This window comes from Enterobacter sp. BNK-13, assembly GCF_048685015.1.
Taxonomy (GTDB): Bacteria; Pseudomonadota; Gammaproteobacteria; order Enterobacterales; family Enterobacteriaceae; genus Enterobacter; species Enterobacter quasiroggenkampii.
Window position 1 is genome coordinate 2,429,461 of record NZ_JBLQTP010000001.1, and the last position, 17,057, is coordinate 2,446,517.

Genomic DNA, 17,057 nt, shown 5'->3' on the forward strand with positions numbered 1-17,057 from the left:
GATATAGACAATTAGTTTCTCATTCAGCAAGGAATTGCCATGTCTCAGTTTCATCTCATCGCGCCGTCGGGCTACTGCATTAACCAGGACGCCGCGCAGCGGGGCGTTCAGCGTTTGCTGGAGTCGGGCCACCAGGTAGAAAATCAGACGATTATCCCCCGCCGCCAGCAGCGTTTTGCCGGTACCGAAGCGCAGCGGCTGAATGATATCAACAGCCTGGTTAACCTGAAGGGTGAAAATAGCATAGTGCTGGCGGTGCGCGGCGGATATGGCGCGAGCAGGCTGCTGGAGAGCATTGACTGGCAGGGCCTGGCGCAGCGCCAGCAGCAGGATCCGCTGCTGATATGCGGCCACAGTGATTTCACCGTCATCCAGCTTGGGCTGCTGGCGCTGCATAACGTTATCACCTTCAGCGGCCCGATGCTGGCCGGTAACTTCGGCGCCCCGGAGCTGAATGCATTCACCGTGGAACACTTCTGGCGCGCGCTGCGCAATCCCACCTACAGCGTGGAGTGGCAGGGCTTTGGACCGCACTGGGAATGTGAAGGCCAGCTCTGGGGCGGCAACCTGGCGATGCTGGTTTCGCTTATCGGCACGCCGTGGATGCCGCACATCGAGGACGGCATTCTGGTGCTGGAAGATATCAACGAACATCCGTTCCGCGTCGAGCGCATGCTGTTGCAGCTCTATCATGCCGGTATTCTTGAGCGCCAGTCCGCGATCGTGCTGGGCAGCTTCAGCGGCTCTGCCCCGAATGACTATGACGCGGGTTACTCCCTGGAAACCATGATTGAGTTCATTCGCTCGCGGCTGGATATTCCGGTGATCGCCGGTCTGGATTTCGGCCATGAGCAGCGAACCGTCACCCTGGCGCTGGGGGCGCACGCCTCCCTGATCCATAATGATTCTGGCTCCCGGCTGACCATCAGCGGTCATCCTGTCATAAAGGCATAAAAAAGCCGTTATACCCCCTTAATAAAACGCTGTTGCCGTCGTTAATATGTTAGGGTTTTAGTAACAGCGTTAACATTGAGGTGGGAGTAAGAGAACATTGGATGCCGCAGCGATAATCAGCCTTTTCATTTTGGGTTCGGTCCTTGTAACCAGCAGTATTTTATTAAGTTCATTTTCATCGCGTCTCGGCATACCTATTCTTGTTATTTTCCTCGCCATCGGCATGCTGGCCGGCATTGATGGCATTGGCGGTATCCCATTCGATAACTATCCTTTCGCCTACATGGTGAGTAACCTGGCGCTGGCGGTGATCCTGCTGGACGGCGGCATGCGCACCCAGGCGAGCTCCTTCCGCGTGGCCTTAGGGCCCGCGCTGTCGCTCGCCACGGTTGGCGTGTTGATAACCTCCGGCCTCACCGGAATGATGGCCGCGTGGCTTTTCCATCTCAATATCATGGAAGGTTTGCTGATTGGCGCGATTGTCGGCTCAACCGATGCGGCAGCGGTATTTTCTCTGCTTGGTGGAAAAGGGCTCAACGAACGCGTTGGCTCCACGCTTGAGATTGAATCCGGCAGTAACGACCCGATGGCGGTGTTTCTCACCATTACGCTTATCGAGATGATTCAGCAGCACGAAAGCGGGCTGAGCTGGACGTTTGCGTGGCATATCCTGCAGCAGTTTGGCCTGGGGATTGTCATCGGCCTGGCGGGAGGCTATCTGCTTCAGCAGACAATCAACCGCATATCGCTGCCGTTGGGGCTTTACCCTCTGCTGGCGCTGAGCGGCGGCATCCTCATTTTTGCCGTTACCACGGCGCTGGACGGCAGCGGCATTCTCGCCGTCTACCTCTGCGGGTTCCTGATGGGCAACCGCCCTATTCGCAACCGGCATGCCATTTTGCAGAACTTCGACGGTCTGGCCTGGCTGGCGCAGATCGGCATGTTCCTGGTGCTGGGGCTTCTGGTCACCCCCTCAGACCTGCTGCCCATCGCGGTTCCGGCGCTGCTGCTGTCCGCGTGGATGATCTTCTTCGCCCGTCCGCTGTCGGTATTTGCAGGCCTGCTGCCGTTTCGCGGCTTCAACCTGCGCGAGCGGATATTCATCAGTTGGGTGGGCCTGCGCGGCGCGGTGCCGATTATCCTTGCCGTCTTCCCGATGATGGCGGGTCTGGATAACGCCCGACTGTTCTTTAACGTGGCGTTCTTCGTGGTGCTGATTTCGCTGCTGTTCCAGGGAACGTCCCTCGGGTGGGCGGCGAAAAAAGCCAAAGTGGTGGTGCCTCCCGTGGGCTGGCCGGTTTCCCGCGTGGGGCTCGACATTCATCCGGAAAACCCGTGGGAACAGTTCGTTTATCAGCTAAGCGCCGACAAATGGTGCGTGGGGGCTTCGCTGCGCGATTTGCACATGCCGGCCGAAACGCGCATTGCCGCCCTGTTCCGCGACAATGTTCTGCTGCACCCTACCGGCAGCACCCGCCTGCGCGAAGGGGACATTCTCTGCGTGATTGGCCGCGAGCGCGACCTGCCCGCACTGGGCAAGCTGTTCAGCCAGTCGCCTCCGGTGGCGCTGGACCAGCGTTTCTTCGGCGATTTCATTCTGGAAGCCAGCGCCAGGTTTGCCGATGTGGCGCTGATTTACGGCCTGGATGAAGGTGCTGAAGACGGAGATAGCCAGCAAACGCTGGGCGAAATCATCCAGCAGCGGCTTGGCGCTGCCCCGGTCGTGGGCGATCAGGTCGAGTTTGCCGGGATGATCTGGACGGTAGCAGAGAAAGAAGATAACGCTGTGAGGAAAGTCGGTTTGAGGCCGATGGAAGAGGAAGCGGAGTAGCGGTTTTTTTGCCGGGTGGCGCTAACGCTTACCCGGCCTACACTCGAGGGTTTTGTAGGTCGGGTAAGGCGAAGCCGCCACCCGACACAAACATTTGTTACACCGTCACAACCGGCACCCTTGGTGCCAGAGCGCACATCAGTTCATACCCCACCGTGCCCGCCGCGGCCGCCACGTCATCAATTTTGATTTCGTTACCCCACAGCTCAACCGGCGAACCGATACCCGCCTGCGGGCATGGCGTCAGGTCAACGGCCAGCATATCCATTGATACGGTACCCACCGTTCCCGTGCGGACCCCATCGACCCACACAGGCGTGCCGGTCGGCGCAATGCGTGGGTAGCCGTCGGCATAGCCGCCCGCCACGATACCAATCCGCTGCTCGCCCTTTGCTCGATAGCGGCTACCGTAGCCCACCGTGTCGCCAGCCTTCAGGGTTTGCACACCAATGATTTCGCTGCGCAGGGTCATTACAGGCTTCAGTCCGCTGTTGGCGATATCCTGCCACTGGCCCGAGGGCGACGCGCCGTACAGAACGATCCCCGGACGCACCCAGTTGTAGTGCGCCTCGGGATGCCAGAGCGTGGCCGCCGAGTTGGACAGCGAGCGCGGGCAGTCCAGCCCTTCTGCCGCCTGCTCAATGCGGACCATGGCATCGGCAATGCCGTCCGGTTTTTCCGCGTCGGCAAAGTGCGCCATCAGCGTCATTTCACCTACGTTCTTCAGCGCACGCAGCTGCTGCCAGACCGTATGCACCCGCTCAGGCTGGAAGCCCAGGCGGTTCATGCCGCTGTTCACCTTGAGATAGATATCCAGCGGAGCATGGAGCTTCGCATCCTGAATCGCTTTGATCTGCCAGTTGCTGTGAACGCTGGTGGTCAGCCGGTACTTATCCAGCAGCGGCAGATCGTCGGCGTGGAAGAAGCCCTCGAGCAGCAGTATGGGCCCTTTCCAGCCGCGCTCGCGCAGCAGAATAGCCTCTTCCAGATTAAGTAACGCAAAGCCATCGGTGGCGCTCAGCGCGCTCCAGATACGGTCAATGCCGTGGCCGTAGGCATTCGCTTTCACGACCGACCACACGCGTGCGCCAGGTGCCGCCCGGCGAACAATCTGCAGGTTATCCTTCAGGGCCTGCAGGTTCAGCTGAGCCAGAACAGGACGGGACATGACAACTCCTTAGTTATGCGCGCCGTGCAGGTGCTGTGGACGCGACGGCGTAAACCCCGATTGATAGCGCGCGGCGCTTAAATCGTCAAACGGAATGGCTGGCGTGCGTCCGGAAATCAGGTCACTCAGCAGCTGGCCGGAGCCACAGGCCATCGTCCAGCCAAGCGTGCCGTGTCCGGTATTGGTCCACAGGTTTTTGAACGGCGTACGCCCCACAATCGGCGTACCGTCCGGCGTCATTGGACGCAAGCCGGTCCAGAACGTCGCCTGCTCGACAAAGCCACCGCGCGGGAAGAGATCCCCTACCACCATCTCCAGCGTTTCACGACGCGGTTTCAGCAGCTCGGTATTGAAGCCGACGATCTCCGCCATGCCGCCTACGCGGATGCGGTTATCGAAGCGGGTAATGGCGATTTTGTAGGTTTCATCCAGAATGGTAGAAACCGGTGCGCCGCTCTCCTCTTTTACCGGAATGGTCAGCGAGTAGCCTTTTAGCGGGTAGACCGGAATATCGAGAATGCCCTTCAGCATGGCGGTGGAGTACGAGCCAAACGCCATGACGTAAGCATCCGCTTTGATCACCTCTTCGCCACACTTCACGCCGTAAATTTTTTCCCCTTCCGACAGCAGCTTGTCGACAGCGGTGTTAAAGCGGAACTTCACCCCCGCCTGCTCGCACATCTGCGCCAGACGCTGCGTAAAGAGCTGGCAGTCGCCGGTTTCGTCGTTCGGCAGGCGCAGGCCGCCCGTCAGCTTATGCGCCACTTCCGCCAGCGCCGGTTCAACCTGACCAAGCTGGCTGGCTTCCAGCAGCTGGTACGGTACGCCGGCATCTTCCAGCACGGCGATATCGCGGGTGGCATTTTCGTACTGCTGCGCCGTGCGGAACAGCTGCAGCGTTCCGCCCTGACGGCCTTCATACTCAATCCCCGTCGACGCGCGCAGCGTTTTCAGGCAGTCGCGGCTGTATTCCGCCAGGCGCACCATGCGCCCTTTATTCTCCATGTAGTGGCGGGTGTCGCAGTTGCGCAGCATCTGCCACATCCACTTCAGCTGGAACTGCGTGCCGTCAAGGCTGATGGCCAGCGGCGCGTGGCGCTGGAACATCCATTTAATCGCCTTCAGCGGAACGCCCGGCGCTGCCCACGGTGCCGCATAGCCGGGAGAGATTTGCCCGGCGTTCGCCGCGCTGGTTTCCAGCGCAGGGCCTGACTCACGATCGATAACGGTGACGTCATGTCCCGCCTGACTTAAATACCAGGCGCTGGTTACCCCAACGACACCACTTCCCAGTATGACAACACGCATAGCCACTCCATTATGTGCAAAAGAACAATCTTCTAATTACAGATTGATAACCTAGTTGAAAATATTATTCAACATACGACTTTTTTATGGTGACTTACCTCACACATCCCCCAGCATCAGGGGATAGTGCTAATTTGGGATCTCCTGCTGCGCGTTATTTTTAACCAGCATAATATGCTGAGGGACGCCCTTTTTTTGCCGTATCAAAAACGCGAAATCGCAAAGAAAAAATTTCTGCCTCAGCACGCTTTTTAACACGTTGATCTATGCTTGAAAGGAGGCTCTCCAGACAGAGAGAGCACCCACAACGAGGGCGCGCTAATGGCTACTATTGATTCCCTGAACAAGGACAACACACGTCTGAGCGATGGACCCGACTGGACCTTCGAGCTGCTGGATGTTTACCTCGCCGAGATCGACCGGGTCGCAAAACTGTATCGCCTGGATACCTACCCCCATCAGATTGAAGTCATTACGTCCGAACAGATGATGGACGCCTACTCCAGCGTCGGGATGCCGATCAACTATCCGCACTGGTCGTTTGGTAAGAAATTTATTGAAACGGAGCGGCTGTATAAGCACGGCCAGCAGGGTCTGGCGTATGAAATCGTCATCAACTCCAATCCGTGTATCGCCTATTTAATGGAAGAGAACACCATTACCATGCAGGCGCTGGTGATGGCGCACGCCTGCTACGGGCATAACTCTTTTTTCAAGAATAACTATCTGTTCCGCAGCTGGACGGATGCCAGCTCCATCGTCGATTACCTGATCTTCGCCCGTAAATACATTACCGACTGCGAAGAGCGCTACGGCGTGGACGAAGTGGAAAAACTGCTCGACTCCTGCCACGCACTGATGAACTACGGCGTAGACCGCTATAAACGTCCGCAGAAAATCTCCCTGCAGGAGGAGAAAGCGCGGCAGAAAAGCCGCGAAGAGTATCTCCAGAGCCAGGTGAACATGCTGTGGCGCACCCTGCCGAAGCGTGAGGAGGAAAAAACGATCGCCGAAGCGCGTCGCTATCCGTCCGAGCCGCAGGAAAACCTGCTCTATTTTATGGAGAAGAACGCCCCGCTGCTGGAGCCGTGGCAGCGTGAGATCCTGCGTATCGTGCGCAAGGTCAGCCAGTATTTCTATCCGCAAAAGCAGACGCAGGTGATGAACGAAGGCTGGGCGACATTCTGGCACTACACCATTCTCAACCACCTGTATGACGAGGGGAAAGTGACCGAGCGGTTCATGATGGAATTTCTCCACAGCCATACCAACGTGGTGTTCCAGCCGCCCTACAACAGCCCGTGGTACAGCGGCATTAACCCGTATGCGCTTGGCTTTGCCATGTTCCAGGACATCAAGCGTATCTGCCAGTCGCCGACGGAAGAAGACAAGTACTGGTTCCCGGATATCGCAGGATCTGACTGGCTGGAAACGCTGCACTTTGCGATGCGCGACTTTAAGGATGAGAGCTTCATCAGCCAGTTTATGTCGCCGAAGATCATGCGTGACTTCCGCTTCTTCACCGTGCTGGACGATGACCGCAACAACTATCTGGAGATCTCCGCAATCCACAACGAGGAGGGATACCGTGAGATCCGCTCTCGCCTCTCTTCCCAGTACAACCTGAGCAACCTTGAACCGAATATTCAGGTCTGGAACGTGGATTTACGCGGTGACCGCTCCCTGACGCTGCGCTATATCCCGCACAATCGCGCGCCGCTGGATAAAGGGCGTAAAGAGGTGCTGAAGCATGTGCATCGCCTGTGGGGCTTTGACGTGCAGCTTGAGCAGCAGAATGAAGACGGGAGCGTTGAGCTGCTGGAACGCTGCCCGGCGCGGTTGAATACGCTGTAGTTTTTTGCCGGGTGGCGGCTTCGCCTTACCCGGCCTACGGTTTTTGTAGGCCCGGTAAGCGAAGCGCCACCGGGCGAAAAAAACCTCTCATACGAGAGGTTTTTTATTTCAGCGGCTCTGAATAGCCAAATCGCCCGGCAGCGTTTTCTGCATACGGTGCCAGATTTCACCGGAATCGTGACCGTAGCGGCGCACCGTCTCATAAACCTGATCGTGCAGGCCTTCAGAGCACAGCTTGCTCAGCTTATGGTAGAAGCCCAGCGCCAGGCTGCGGGCTTCTGGATTGGCAAAGTAGTGGCGACCAATGCGGGTGTAGAGCCCTTTCATGCCGTTGAGGATCAGACCGTACACCGGGTTGCCGGAGGCAAACGCCAGCCCACGGAAGACGTTGTAATCGAGGGTGGCAAACGCGTCGGCGTGATCTTCCACTTCGTTGGCACTGGCCAGTACCGCAAGCGCATCTTCCGGATGCTGACGGAAAGCCGTACGAATGAAGATCGTCGCGATGTTGGTGCGAACGGAGAGCAGATTATCAATGAGCTGCGGCACGCTTTCATGATCGAGACGCGCCAGCGTTTCAAGAATGTTCAGCCCGGAGGTTTCCCAGAAGTTGTTCACTTTTGTTGGCTTGCCGTGCTGGATCGTCAACCAGCCATCGCGCGCCAGTCGCTGAAGCACTTCACGCAGCGTGGTGCGAGTGACGCCAATCAGTTCAGAGAGTTCGCGTTCAGCCGGAAGAATGGACCCCGCAGGGAAACGATTATTCCAGATGCTTTCAATGATGTACTCTTCCGCGAAACCCGCCGGGCTCTGCGCCTTAATGACCATAGTGAGATTTCCATTACACAGCTTTAGCAAATTGGACTCATCATACCAGAGGCACGCAGTGGCAGGTAGCGCGGCAAAGAGAGAAAAGAGGGATCGCCGTTTCATTTTTGTGAAATTTACACTGCAGCGTTATCCGCCTCCGGCCCGCGATTTTTGCGTATACTGATGTTTTGTCTTACTTGACGGGGAAGGACGTCTGTCGTGGAAATTTCATTTGGGCGCGCGCTGTGGCGCAATTTTTTAGGCCAGTCTCCTGACTGGTACAAACTTATACTTCTGGTGTTCCTGGTCGTAAACCCCCTCCTCTTTAGCGTGAACCCGTTTATGGCCGGGTGGCTGTTGGTGGCGGAATTTATCTTCACCCTGGCGATGGCGCTGAAATGTTATCCCCTTCTGCCGGGCGGACTGCTGGCGTTTGAGGCCGTCGTCATCGGCATGACCCGCGCTGAGCACGTCAAGGCCGAGCTGGCATCCAATCTTGAAGTGCTTCTGCTGCTGATGTTTATGGTGGCGGGCATCTACTTTATGAAACAGCTGCTGCTGTTTATCTTCACGCGCCTGCTGCTCAGCATTCCGTCGAAAATGTTCCTCTCGCTGGCATTTTGCCTTGCGGCTGCCTTCCTGTCGGCCTTCCTGGACGCGCTGACGGTGGTCGCGGTAGTGATAAGCGTAGCGGTGGGGTTTTACGGTATTTATCACCGCGTGGCCTCCTCTCGTCCGGGCGAGGATTTGCAGGATGACAGCCACGTCGATGCGCATAACCGTGAGGTACTGGAGCAGTTTCGCGCCTTCCTGCGCAGCCTGATGATGCATGCCGGCGTCGGTACCGCTCTGGGGGGCGTGATGACGATGGTGGGCGAGCCGCAAAACCTGATCATTGCCAAAGCGGCGGGCTGGCACTTCGGTGATTTCTTCCTGAGAATGGCGCCGGTGAGCGTGCCGGTGCTGATCTGCGGTCTGGCGACCTGTCTGCTGGTGGAGAAGTTTCGCCTCTTTGGGTACGGAGCACAACTTCCGGAGCCGGTGCGCCAGGAGCTGCATAAATTTGATCTGCAGAGTCGACGCCAGCGGACGCGCCAGGAGACGCTGCGCCTGATTGCTCAGGGGATCATCGGCGTCTGGCTGATCGCCGCGCTGGCGTTCCATCTGGCTGAAGTGGGGCTGATTGGCCTGTCGGTCATTATTCTCGCCACCACCTTTACCGGCGTAACGGATGAGCATGCCATCGGCAAAGCCTTTACCGAAGCCCTGCCGTTTACCGCCCTGCTGGCGGTCTTCTTTGCGGTCGTGGCGGTGATTATCGACCAGCATCTGTTCGCGCCGATTATTGCCTTTGTCTTAAAGGCGTCGCCGGATGCTCAACTGTCGCTGTTTTACCTGTTTAATGGCCTGCTCTCATCGATCTCAGATAACGTCTTTGTCGGGACGGTCTACATCAACGAGGCCAAAGCGGCCATGGAGCAAGGCGTGATTAGCGCCGGACAGTTTGAGCTGCTGGCCGTGGCGATCAACACCGGTACCAACCTGCCGTCGGTGGCGACGCCAAACGGACAGGCCGCCTTCCTGTTCCTGCTGACCTCCGCCCTCGCCCCCCTCATACGTCTTTCTTATGGCCGGATGGTGTGGATGGCGCTGCCCTACACGCTGGTGCTCACGATCGTGGGATTGCTTTGCGTCAAAATTACCCTCATTCCCTGTACGCAATGGTTGATACAAGCGGGTATACTTGCGGCGCAGTAAATACTGCAACTCGGGCAGTTCGCTGCCCGTTTGCCTTTTCGCACGATAAACATCCAATTACGTTTTATTTCGCCAGGTACAGGTGGCGCGAAAAACGAATTCGTTTACACTGCGATTTCTAAGCATGTTCCAGGGAAATGATTATGTTGAGATTTTTAAACCAGTGCTCCCGCGGTCGCGGAGCGTGGTTGTTAATGGCCCTGACCGCCTTTGCGCTGGAAATGGTGGCGCTATGGTTCCAGCACGTGATGGGACTGAAACCTTGCGTACTCTGTATTTACGAACGCTGCGCCCTGTTCGGCATTATGGGTGCGGGCCTGGTGGGCGCAATTGCGCCGAAATCGCCGCTTCGCTACGCCGCTATCGCGATCTGGCTGTACAGCGCCTGGAAAGGCATTGAACTCTCCTGGCAGCACACCATGATGCAGCTGCATCCGTCACCGTTTATGACCTGTGATTTCGCCGCCCGCTTCCCGAGCTGGCTGCCGCTGGATAAATGGCTGCCTCAGGTGTTTGTTGCATCCGGTGACTGTTCCGTTCGCCAGTGGGAATTCCTGACCCTCGAGATGCCGCAGTGGCTGGTGGGCATTTTTGCCGCCTACTTCGTCGTGGCGCTGCTGGTGCTGATTGCCCAGCCGTTCAAACCGAAGAAACGCGATCTATTTGGGCGCTAATTCGCCCGGCGGCGCTTCGCTTGCGCGGGCCTACGGTTTTGTGGGCGGGTAAGCGCAGCGCCATCCGACATAATAAAAAACCCGCCGAGGCGGGTTTTTTAATCTCAGCGGGTCGGGTGGTTCATGATGTGGTCTTCCCAGTCACGCACCTCGGACTCTTTCACCGCAATATGGCGCACGGAGATACGCTCGCCGTGCATCGCCGCTTTTGAACCGGTCAGCAGCGGATGCCAGGCCGGCAGATCTTTCCCTTCCGCCAGCAGGCGATACGCGCAGGTATGCGGCAGCCATTCGAAGGTGGGCAGATTATCCCGGGTTAACTTGATGCAGTCCGGCTCAAACTCAAAGCGGCGCTCATAGTTGCGGCACTGGCAGGTCTTAATGTTGAGCTGCTTACAGGCCACGTTGGTGAAGTAGATTTCATCCGTGTCTTCATCCATCAGCTTGTGCAGGCAGCACTGACCGCAGCCGTCGCATAAGGATTCCCATTCCGCGTCCGTCATGTCGTCGAGAGTTTTGCTTTGCCAGAAAGGGATGTCGTTCATCAGGATGTCCACACGTCAAAAGAAAGCGCACCTTATAACGAGTCTGGCACGTCGTTGCAAGTTTTGCCGCCCTTTTCAGGCGGCAAGAGGAAGTTACAGCACGCGGGTTTTCAGCGACAGGCCGTTAAAACCGACCTCCAGTTCATCACCGCTCACGAGCGGACCAACGCCTTCCGGCGTGCCGGTCAGGATCACATCACCCGGTTTCAGGGTAAAGAAGCGGCTCATGTAGGCGATCAGCGGCACAATCTTATGGATCATGTCTGCCGTGGTGCCCTGCTGGCGGATTTCACCGTTAACCTTCAGGCTGAGCGGGGTATCCTGCGGATCGCCGGTAAATTCGCTCACCGGCACAAACGCCGAAATCGGGCAGGAATTATCAAACCCTTTGGCTTTTTCCCACGGCTGTCCGGCTTTCTTCATTTTGCCCTGCACGTCGCGTAGCGTCAGATCCAGCGCCACGCCGTATCCGGCAATCGCTTTCTGAACATGCTCTTCGGAAGCCTGACGCAGCGTCGCGCCAATCAGTACGGCGAGTTCAACCTCGTGATGCACCGAGCCGAGCCCCTGCGGCAGGGCCAGCGGCTGGCGGATATCGCAAAGCGCCGTTTCAGGCTTAATAAACAGAACCGGCTCTTCTGGCGTCGTACTGCCCATCTCCTGAATATGTTTTGCATAGTTGCTGCCCACGCAAACCACTTTGCTGACGGGATAATCCAGTAATGCACCTTGCCAGTTATGATGTTGATACATGGTCGACCCCTAAACGGTTGATGTGTTGTGCTCAAAAACAGTTGAGACTATTTTTTTCCGTTCGCCTCAAGATGCTGTTTTAATAAATTCTCCGGTGGCGGCGGTAGCTGTAAATAATAGCCCTGCTCGGCTAATGCCGTTTTCACTTTCTCCAGATCGGCATTCACCAGTTTCTTGCGACCATCAAGCGGCAGCAGCATCGCCATCTGCGGTCGGCCAAAGCTCTTCATTAATTCTTCAGGCACGCGTGAAAAATCGTCTTTCTTTTCGACATAAAGATAGGTCTGGTCACGGGTTGTACTTCTGTAGATCACACAAAACATGTTTTTACTCTGAATTAATGGGTGGTTGCTTGCCTCAATATACTCCTGACTATAACATGCCTGATACTCTTCGGAATATCGCAGCGAGTGGTTGCGGTTAATAGCAAATTGAGTAAGGCCAGGATGTCAAACACGCCCATCGAGCTTAAAGGCAGTAGCTTCACCTTATCAGTGGTACATTTGCATGATGCAAAACCCGAGGTTATTCGTCAGGCGTTAGAAGACAAAATCGCCCAGGCTCCCGCCTTTCTGAAGCACGCCCCTGTTGTGATCAACGTCAGCGGTCTTGAGGCGCCGGTTAACTGGAAACTTCTCCAGCAGGCCGTCTCCTCTACCGGACTGCGTATTGTCGGCATCAGCGGCTGCAAAGATACTGAACTGAAAGCGGAAATCGACCGTGCGGGGCTGCCGCTTCTGAATGAAGGCAAAGAAAAAGCCCCCCGTGCGACACCCGTTGCCGTCGAAACGCCCCCTCCTGCGGCGCAAAACGTTACAACCATCACAAAAACGCGAATGATTGATGTGCCGGTTCGTTCCGGTCAGCGCATTTATGCACCAAACTGTGATCTGATTGTTACAAGCCACGTCAGCGCTGGCGCTGAGCTGATTGCAGATGGCAATATTCACGTATACGGTATGATGCGTGGACGTGCGCTCGCGGGTGCAAGTGGCGATCGGGACGCGCAAATATTTTGTACTCACCTGACGGCGGAACTGGTGTCCATCGCAGGTGAATATTGGCTGAGCGACAAGATCCCAGCCGAATTTTATGGCAAAGCGGCTCGCCTGCTTCTGGCAGACGACGCGTTGACCGTTCAACCGTTGAATTGATCCCTTTTTAACAAGGAATTTCTATGGCACGCATTATTGTTGTTACTTCGGGTAAAGGAGGCGTTGGCAAGACCACCTCCAGCGCGGCCATCGCTACTGGTTTGGCCCAGAAGGGAAAGAAAACCGTCGTTATCGACTTCGATATCGGCCTGCGTAACCTCGACCTCATCATGGGATGTGAGCGTCGCGTCGTGTATGACTTCGTGAACGTCATTCAGGGCGATGCCACGCTGAACCAGGCGCTGATTAAAGACAAGCGCACCGAGAACCTCTACATTCTCCCGGCCTCTCAGACGCGTGACAAAGACGCCCTGACCCGTGAAGGGGTAGAAAAGGTGCTCGACGAGCTGAAAAAAATGGAGTTCGACTTCATCGTCTGTGACTCCCCTGCCGGCATCGAAACCGGTGCCTTGATGGCGCTCTACTTCGCTGATGAAGCGATCATCACCACCAACCCTGAAGTTTCATCCGTGCGTGACTCAGACCGTATTCTCGGGATCCTCGCCTCTAAATCCCGTCGTGCGGAAAATGGCGAAGACCCGATTAAAGAACACCTGCTGCTCACCCGCTACAACCCGGGCCGCGTGAATAAAGGTGACATGCTGAGCATGGAAGACGTGCTGGAGATCCTGCGCATTAAGCTGGTGGGCGTTATCCCGGAAGATCAGTCCGTGTTACGCGCCTCTAACCAGGGCGAGCCAGTGATCCTGGATACAATGGCAGATGCAGGTAAAGCTTACGCCGATACCGTTGACCGTCTGCTGGGAGAAGAACGTCCTTTCCGCTTCATTGAAGAAGAGAAGAAAGGTTTCCTCAAACGCCTGTTCGGAGGATAAGTTATGGCATTACTGGACTTTTTTCTCTCGCGGAAAAAGAACACCGCCAACATCGCAAAAGAACGTCTGCAAATTATCGTTGCGGAGCGTCGTCGTAGCGACGCCGAGCCTCACTACCTGCCGCAGCTGCGTAAGGACATCCTGGAAGTGATCTGTAAGTACGTGCAGATTGACCCGGAGATGGTGACGGTGCAGCTGGAACAAAAAGACGGGGATATTTCGATTCTGGAGCTGAACGTGACGCTCCCGGAAGCGGAAGAGTCGCGTCCGTAGTTTAGGATTTCGTAGCCCCGGTAAGCGCAGCGCCACCGGGGGAATATGCCGGGTTATCCCCCGGCATATTTTTATCGCGGATAACCTTCCAGCAACGTATTCAGGCGATCGGCCATCAATTCCCCGCGCCATCCCGCCATCATTTCCGGTACGCCATTCTGCGGCTTCAGCTTCCAGTGCCAGTTCAGTAGCTGGTTAATCTGACGGCGTGAGGCAAGCAGTTCCGCGCTCAGCTTGCTTTCCGTTGCCACAGTCTGCACCAGCGCTTTGATATCTTTAAACGCTTTGCGATAGCCCGGCATGTCCATCAGGTTCAGCAGCGGTTCCGGCAGCGCGTCGTCGGGTAATTCTTGCGCTTTTGCGACCAGCGCCAGCAGGGTTTTGCCGTGGAAACGGATCTCACTGCCCGAAAGCCCAATGCTGTCCAGCTCGCCAAGGCTGCCCGGCATATAGCGCGCCACCGCCCAGAGATGCTCTTCGCGGACGACAAAGTTAACGGCCAGATCGCGCTCGCGCGCTTTACGCAAGCGCCAGTCTGCCAGCAGCTGCAGGCATGCCAGCTGACGCGTGCGCAGCTGCCAGGCGTTGCTGATGTCGCGCCAGGCCTCTTTCGGATCCACCACTTCCTGACGACGCTGCTGGGTCATACGGCACTCATCCAGCGCAGCCGGGAGCCATCCGGAGGCTTCCGCCTCTTTCATCAGCTGTCCGGCGATCGGCAGCAGGTAAAACACGTCAGCCGCCGCATACTCCAGCTGGCGGGCGGTAAGCGGACGCGCCAGCCAGTCGGTACGGGATTCGCTTTTATCCAGGGTCAGGCCCGTATACTCCTCCACCATGGCGGCAAAGCCCCATGAGAGCGGGCGACCGCTGAACGCCGCGAGGATCTGCGTATCAATCAGCGGCTGAGGCATGATGCCAAAGGTATTCAGAAAGACTTCCAGATCTTCACTGCCTGCATGCAGGTATTTCGTGACGGCGGTATCGAGCAGCAGGTCGCGCATCGGCGTCCAGTCGGTAATGCCGAGAGGGTCGATCAGCGACACGTTTTTACCGTCGTACATCTGAATCAACCCCAGCTGCGGATAGTACGTCCGGGTACGGACAAACTCGGTATCCAGGGCAATGGCAGGAAAGTCGCGCGTCACTTCGCACAGCGAAGCCAGCTCGTCGTTGGTCGTGATCATCTGGTAATTCAAATCGGATTCTCTTTTGTTTGCGCCCATAAAAAACGCCGGCTTAACCGGCGTCTGGGCGATTAACGTGTAGCTCAGGCCTTATTGTCTACTTTGGCACGGGCTTCGTCACGTAATTCTCGTCGTAATATCTTCCCGACGTTGGATTTCGGGAGCTCGTCGCGGAATTCCACCAGCTTCGGCACTTTATAGCCCGTCAGCTGACGACGACAAAACGTTACCAGCGCTTCCTCGGTGAGAGAAGGATCTTTCTTGACCACAAATATCTTCACCGCTTCACCGCTGCTGCCGGAAGGCACGCCGACTGCGGCCACTTCGAGTACGCCGCTGTGCTGCATGACCACGTCTTCGATCTCATTCGGATAGACGTTGAAGCCGGAGACCAGGATCATATCTTTCTTGCGATCGACAATGCGCAGGAAGCCCTCGTCATCCATCACCGCGATGTCACCGGTATGCAGCCAGCCGTCTTTGATGATTTCGTCAGTCGCGTCGGGACGCTGCCAGTAGCCCAGCATCACCTGTGGACCTTTGACGCACAGCTCACCCGGCTCACCCGGCGCAACTTCATTATCGTTATCATCGACCAGTTTCGCTTCAGTGGAAGGAACGGGCAGACCAATGCTTCCGCTGTGGTAGTCGATGTCATGCGGGTTAACGCTGACCAGCGGCGCGCATTCCGTCAGGCCATAGCCCTCCAGCAGATACTGGCCGGTGAGCTTCACCCAGCGCTCGGCCACCGCCTGCTGAACCGGCATACCGCCGCCCGCAGAGAGGTGCAGCGTGGAGAAGTCCAGCTGCTGGAACTCTTTGTTATTAAGCAGCGCGTTGAAAAGGGTATTTACCCCGGTCATGGCGGTGAACGGGTATTTTGCCAGCTCTTTCACCAGCCCCGGGATATCACGCGGGTTGGTAATCAGCACGTTTTGACCGCCCAGCTCAATAAACAGCAGACAGTTCATGGTCAGTGCGAAAATGTGGTACAGCGGCAGCGCCGTGATGACCAGCTCTTTGCCGGGATGCAGCAGCGGCCCGTAGGTTGCGTTGACCTGCTCAAGGTTCGCCAGCATGTTGCGGTGGGTCAGCATTGCGCCTTTCGCCACGCCGGTGGTACCACCGGTATACTGCAGGAAGGCGAGATCTTCTGAGACCACTTCCGGCTTGACGTACTGCATCCGATAGCCCGCATGCAGCGCGCGGCGGAAGGAGATAGCGTCCGGCAGATGGTATTTTGGCACCAGACGTTTGACGTATTTGACGACAAAGTTAACCAGCGTGCCTTTGGCGGTAGAGAGCTGGTCCCCCATGCGCGTCAGGATGACGTGTTTCACCTGGGTTTTGTCGACCACTTTTTCCAGCGTATGGGCAAAGTTGGACACAATGACAATCGCAACCGCGCCGCTGTCGTTCAGCTGATGCTCCAGCTCGCGCGGGGTATACAGCGGGTTGACGTTGACGACGATCATCCCGGCACGCAGGATACCGAACAGCGCCACCGGGTATTGCAGCAGGTTCGGCATCATCAGCGCGACGCGATCCCCTTTTTGCAGCCCCAGCCCTTCCTGCAGATACGCCGCAAACGCCCGGCTGCGCTCCTCCAGCTTACGGAACGTCATCACCTCGCCCATATTCACAAATGCGGGCTGATCCGCGTAGCGCCTTACCGAGTGTTCAAATAATTCCACCAGGGATTGATAACGGTCAGGATTGATCTCAGCAGGAACATCTGCGGGATAACGGTTAAGCCAAACCTTCTTCAATGCATCACCTCTGAAATGAGTGTTCGTCGTCATCACAACCCCGATAATAAACAGTTTGTTAACATTATATTAACTCAGCGTACCAGTTTATTAATTGTTCAGATTTAAGGTTGCGAAGCGCGTCACTCTTTTTTTTCGTTTTATCCGTAAAAAAACAGAGACAGCGGCTGAGCCGCTGTCTCT

General features: G+C 56.6%; 16 protein-coding genes. 8 read left to right on the forward strand and 8 right to left on the reverse strand.

All coding sequences use genetic code 11. The features are described from left to right. Positions 1-39 precede the first annotated feature (39 nt). Together ldcA and ACMGGQ_RS11740 are read left to right on the forward strand one after the other, a co-directional pair. The gene (gene ldcA / locus ACMGGQ_RS11735) at positions 40-954 is read left to right on the forward strand and encodes a muramoyltetrapeptide carboxypeptidase (RefSeq protein WP_420290072.1); all 915 of its coding nucleotides are present in this window, start codon (positions 40-42) and stop codon (positions 952-954) included. Between the two features lie 97 nt (positions 955-1,051). Further along, positions 1,052-2,785, forward strand: a complete 1,734-nt coding sequence (locus ACMGGQ_RS11740; RefSeq protein ID WP_045908249.1) for a potassium/proton antiporter — start codon at positions 1,052-1,054, stop codon at positions 2,783-2,785. A 97-nt stretch (positions 2,786-2,882) separates the two neighbouring features. On the opposite strand, the gene dadX is transcribed toward ACMGGQ_RS11740, so the two are convergent. Together dadX and ACMGGQ_RS11750 are read right to left on the reverse strand one after the other, a co-directional pair. Further along, positions 2,883-3,953 (reverse strand): catabolic alanine racemase DadX, encoded by a 1,071-nt coding sequence (gene dadX / locus ACMGGQ_RS11745; protein WP_008500515.1) that lies wholly within the window; start codon positions 3,951-3,953, stop codon positions 2,883-2,885. A 9-nt stretch (positions 3,954-3,962) separates the two neighbouring features. Continuing rightward, positions 3,963-5,261, reverse strand: coding sequence for a D-amino acid dehydrogenase (locus ACMGGQ_RS11750; protein ID WP_420290073.1), 1,299 nt, complete (start codon positions 5,259-5,261; stop codon positions 3,963-3,965). A 321-nt stretch (positions 5,262-5,582) separates the two neighbouring features. Here ACMGGQ_RS11750 and ACMGGQ_RS11755 point away from each other — a divergent pair, with 321 nt between their 5' ends. Further along, a complete protein-coding gene (locus ACMGGQ_RS11755; RefSeq protein WP_023293929.1) occupies positions 5,583-7,115 on the forward strand; it encodes a SpoVR family protein in 1,533 nt (510 codons plus the stop codon). A gap of 108 nt (positions 7,116-7,223) precedes the next feature. Here ACMGGQ_RS11755 and fadR read toward each other — a convergent pair whose 3' ends face one another. Continuing rightward, complete coding sequence (gene fadR / locus ACMGGQ_RS11760; RefSeq protein WP_008500512.1) at positions 7,224-7,943, reverse strand: fatty acid metabolism transcriptional regulator FadR; 720 nt, start codon at positions 7,941-7,943, stop codon at positions 7,224-7,226. A 201-nt stretch (positions 7,944-8,144) separates the two neighbouring features. Between fadR and nhaB the strand changes: the two genes are divergently transcribed. Both nhaB and dsbB read left to right on the forward strand, forming a co-directional pair. Then, positions 8,145-9,683 (forward strand): Na(+)/H(+) antiporter NhaB, encoded by a 1,539-nt coding sequence (gene nhaB, locus ACMGGQ_RS11765; protein ID WP_045908245.1) that lies wholly within the window; start codon positions 8,145-8,147, stop codon positions 9,681-9,683. A gap of 143 nt (positions 9,684-9,826) precedes the next feature. Further along, positions 9,827-10,357, forward strand: a complete 531-nt coding sequence (gene dsbB, locus ACMGGQ_RS11770) for a disulfide bond formation protein DsbB (RefSeq protein WP_045908244.1) — start codon at positions 9,827-9,829, stop codon at positions 10,355-10,357. 104 nt (positions 10,358-10,461) lie between these two features. Here dsbB and ACMGGQ_RS11775 read toward each other — a convergent pair whose 3' ends face one another. From ACMGGQ_RS11775 to ACMGGQ_RS11785, 3 genes are all read right to left on the reverse strand, one after another. After that, the gene (locus tag ACMGGQ_RS11775) at positions 10,462-10,902 is read right to left on the reverse strand and encodes a YcgN family cysteine cluster protein (RefSeq protein ID WP_045908282.1); all 441 of its coding nucleotides are present in this window, start codon (positions 10,900-10,902) and stop codon (positions 10,462-10,464) included. Positions 10,903-10,995: 93 nt separating this feature from the next. Next, entirely contained in the window at positions 10,996-11,655 is a 660-nt protein-coding gene (locus ACMGGQ_RS11780) for a fumarylacetoacetate hydrolase family protein (RefSeq protein ID WP_048029453.1), read from the reverse strand. A 47-nt stretch (positions 11,656-11,702) separates the two neighbouring features. Beyond that, positions 11,703-11,978: a YcgL domain-containing protein gene (locus tag ACMGGQ_RS11785; RefSeq protein WP_008500507.1), complete on the reverse strand. Its 276-nt coding sequence runs from the start codon at positions 11,976-11,978 to the stop codon at positions 11,703-11,705. 123 nt (positions 11,979-12,101) lie between these two features. On the opposite strand from ACMGGQ_RS11785, the gene minC reads away from it, so the two are divergent. From minC to minE, 3 genes are read left to right on the forward strand one after another with little or no spacing between them, the layout of a single operon-like run. Next, positions 12,102-12,809 carry a septum site-determining protein MinC gene (minC, locus tag ACMGGQ_RS11790; RefSeq protein ID WP_048029452.1) on the forward strand — a complete coding sequence of 236 codons (708 nt, stop codon included), beginning with the start codon at positions 12,102-12,104 and terminating at the stop codon, positions 12,807-12,809. A 23-nt stretch (positions 12,810-12,832) separates the two neighbouring features. After that, positions 12,833-13,645 (forward strand): septum site-determining protein MinD, encoded by an 813-nt coding sequence (gene minD / locus ACMGGQ_RS11795; RefSeq protein ID WP_008500505.1) that lies wholly within the window; start codon positions 12,833-12,835, stop codon positions 13,643-13,645. A 3-nt stretch (positions 13,646-13,648) separates the two neighbouring features. Continuing rightward, on the forward strand, positions 13,649-13,918 hold the full coding sequence (gene minE / locus ACMGGQ_RS11800; RefSeq protein ID WP_008500504.1) for a cell division topological specificity factor MinE: 270 nt from the start codon (positions 13,649-13,651) through the stop codon (positions 13,916-13,918). A gap of 71 nt (positions 13,919-13,989) precedes the next feature. On the opposite strand, the gene rnd is transcribed toward minE, so the two are convergent. Together rnd and fadD are read right to left on the reverse strand one after the other, a co-directional pair. After that, entirely contained in the window at positions 13,990-15,117 is a 1,128-nt protein-coding gene (gene rnd / locus ACMGGQ_RS11805) for a ribonuclease D (RefSeq protein ID WP_111967062.1), read from the reverse strand. A gap of 71 nt (positions 15,118-15,188) precedes the next feature. Then, positions 15,189-16,874 (reverse strand): long-chain-fatty-acid--CoA ligase FadD, encoded by a 1,686-nt coding sequence (fadD, locus tag ACMGGQ_RS11810; RefSeq protein WP_074180385.1) that lies wholly within the window; start codon positions 16,872-16,874, stop codon positions 15,189-15,191. Positions 16,875-17,057: the final 183 nt, after the last annotated feature.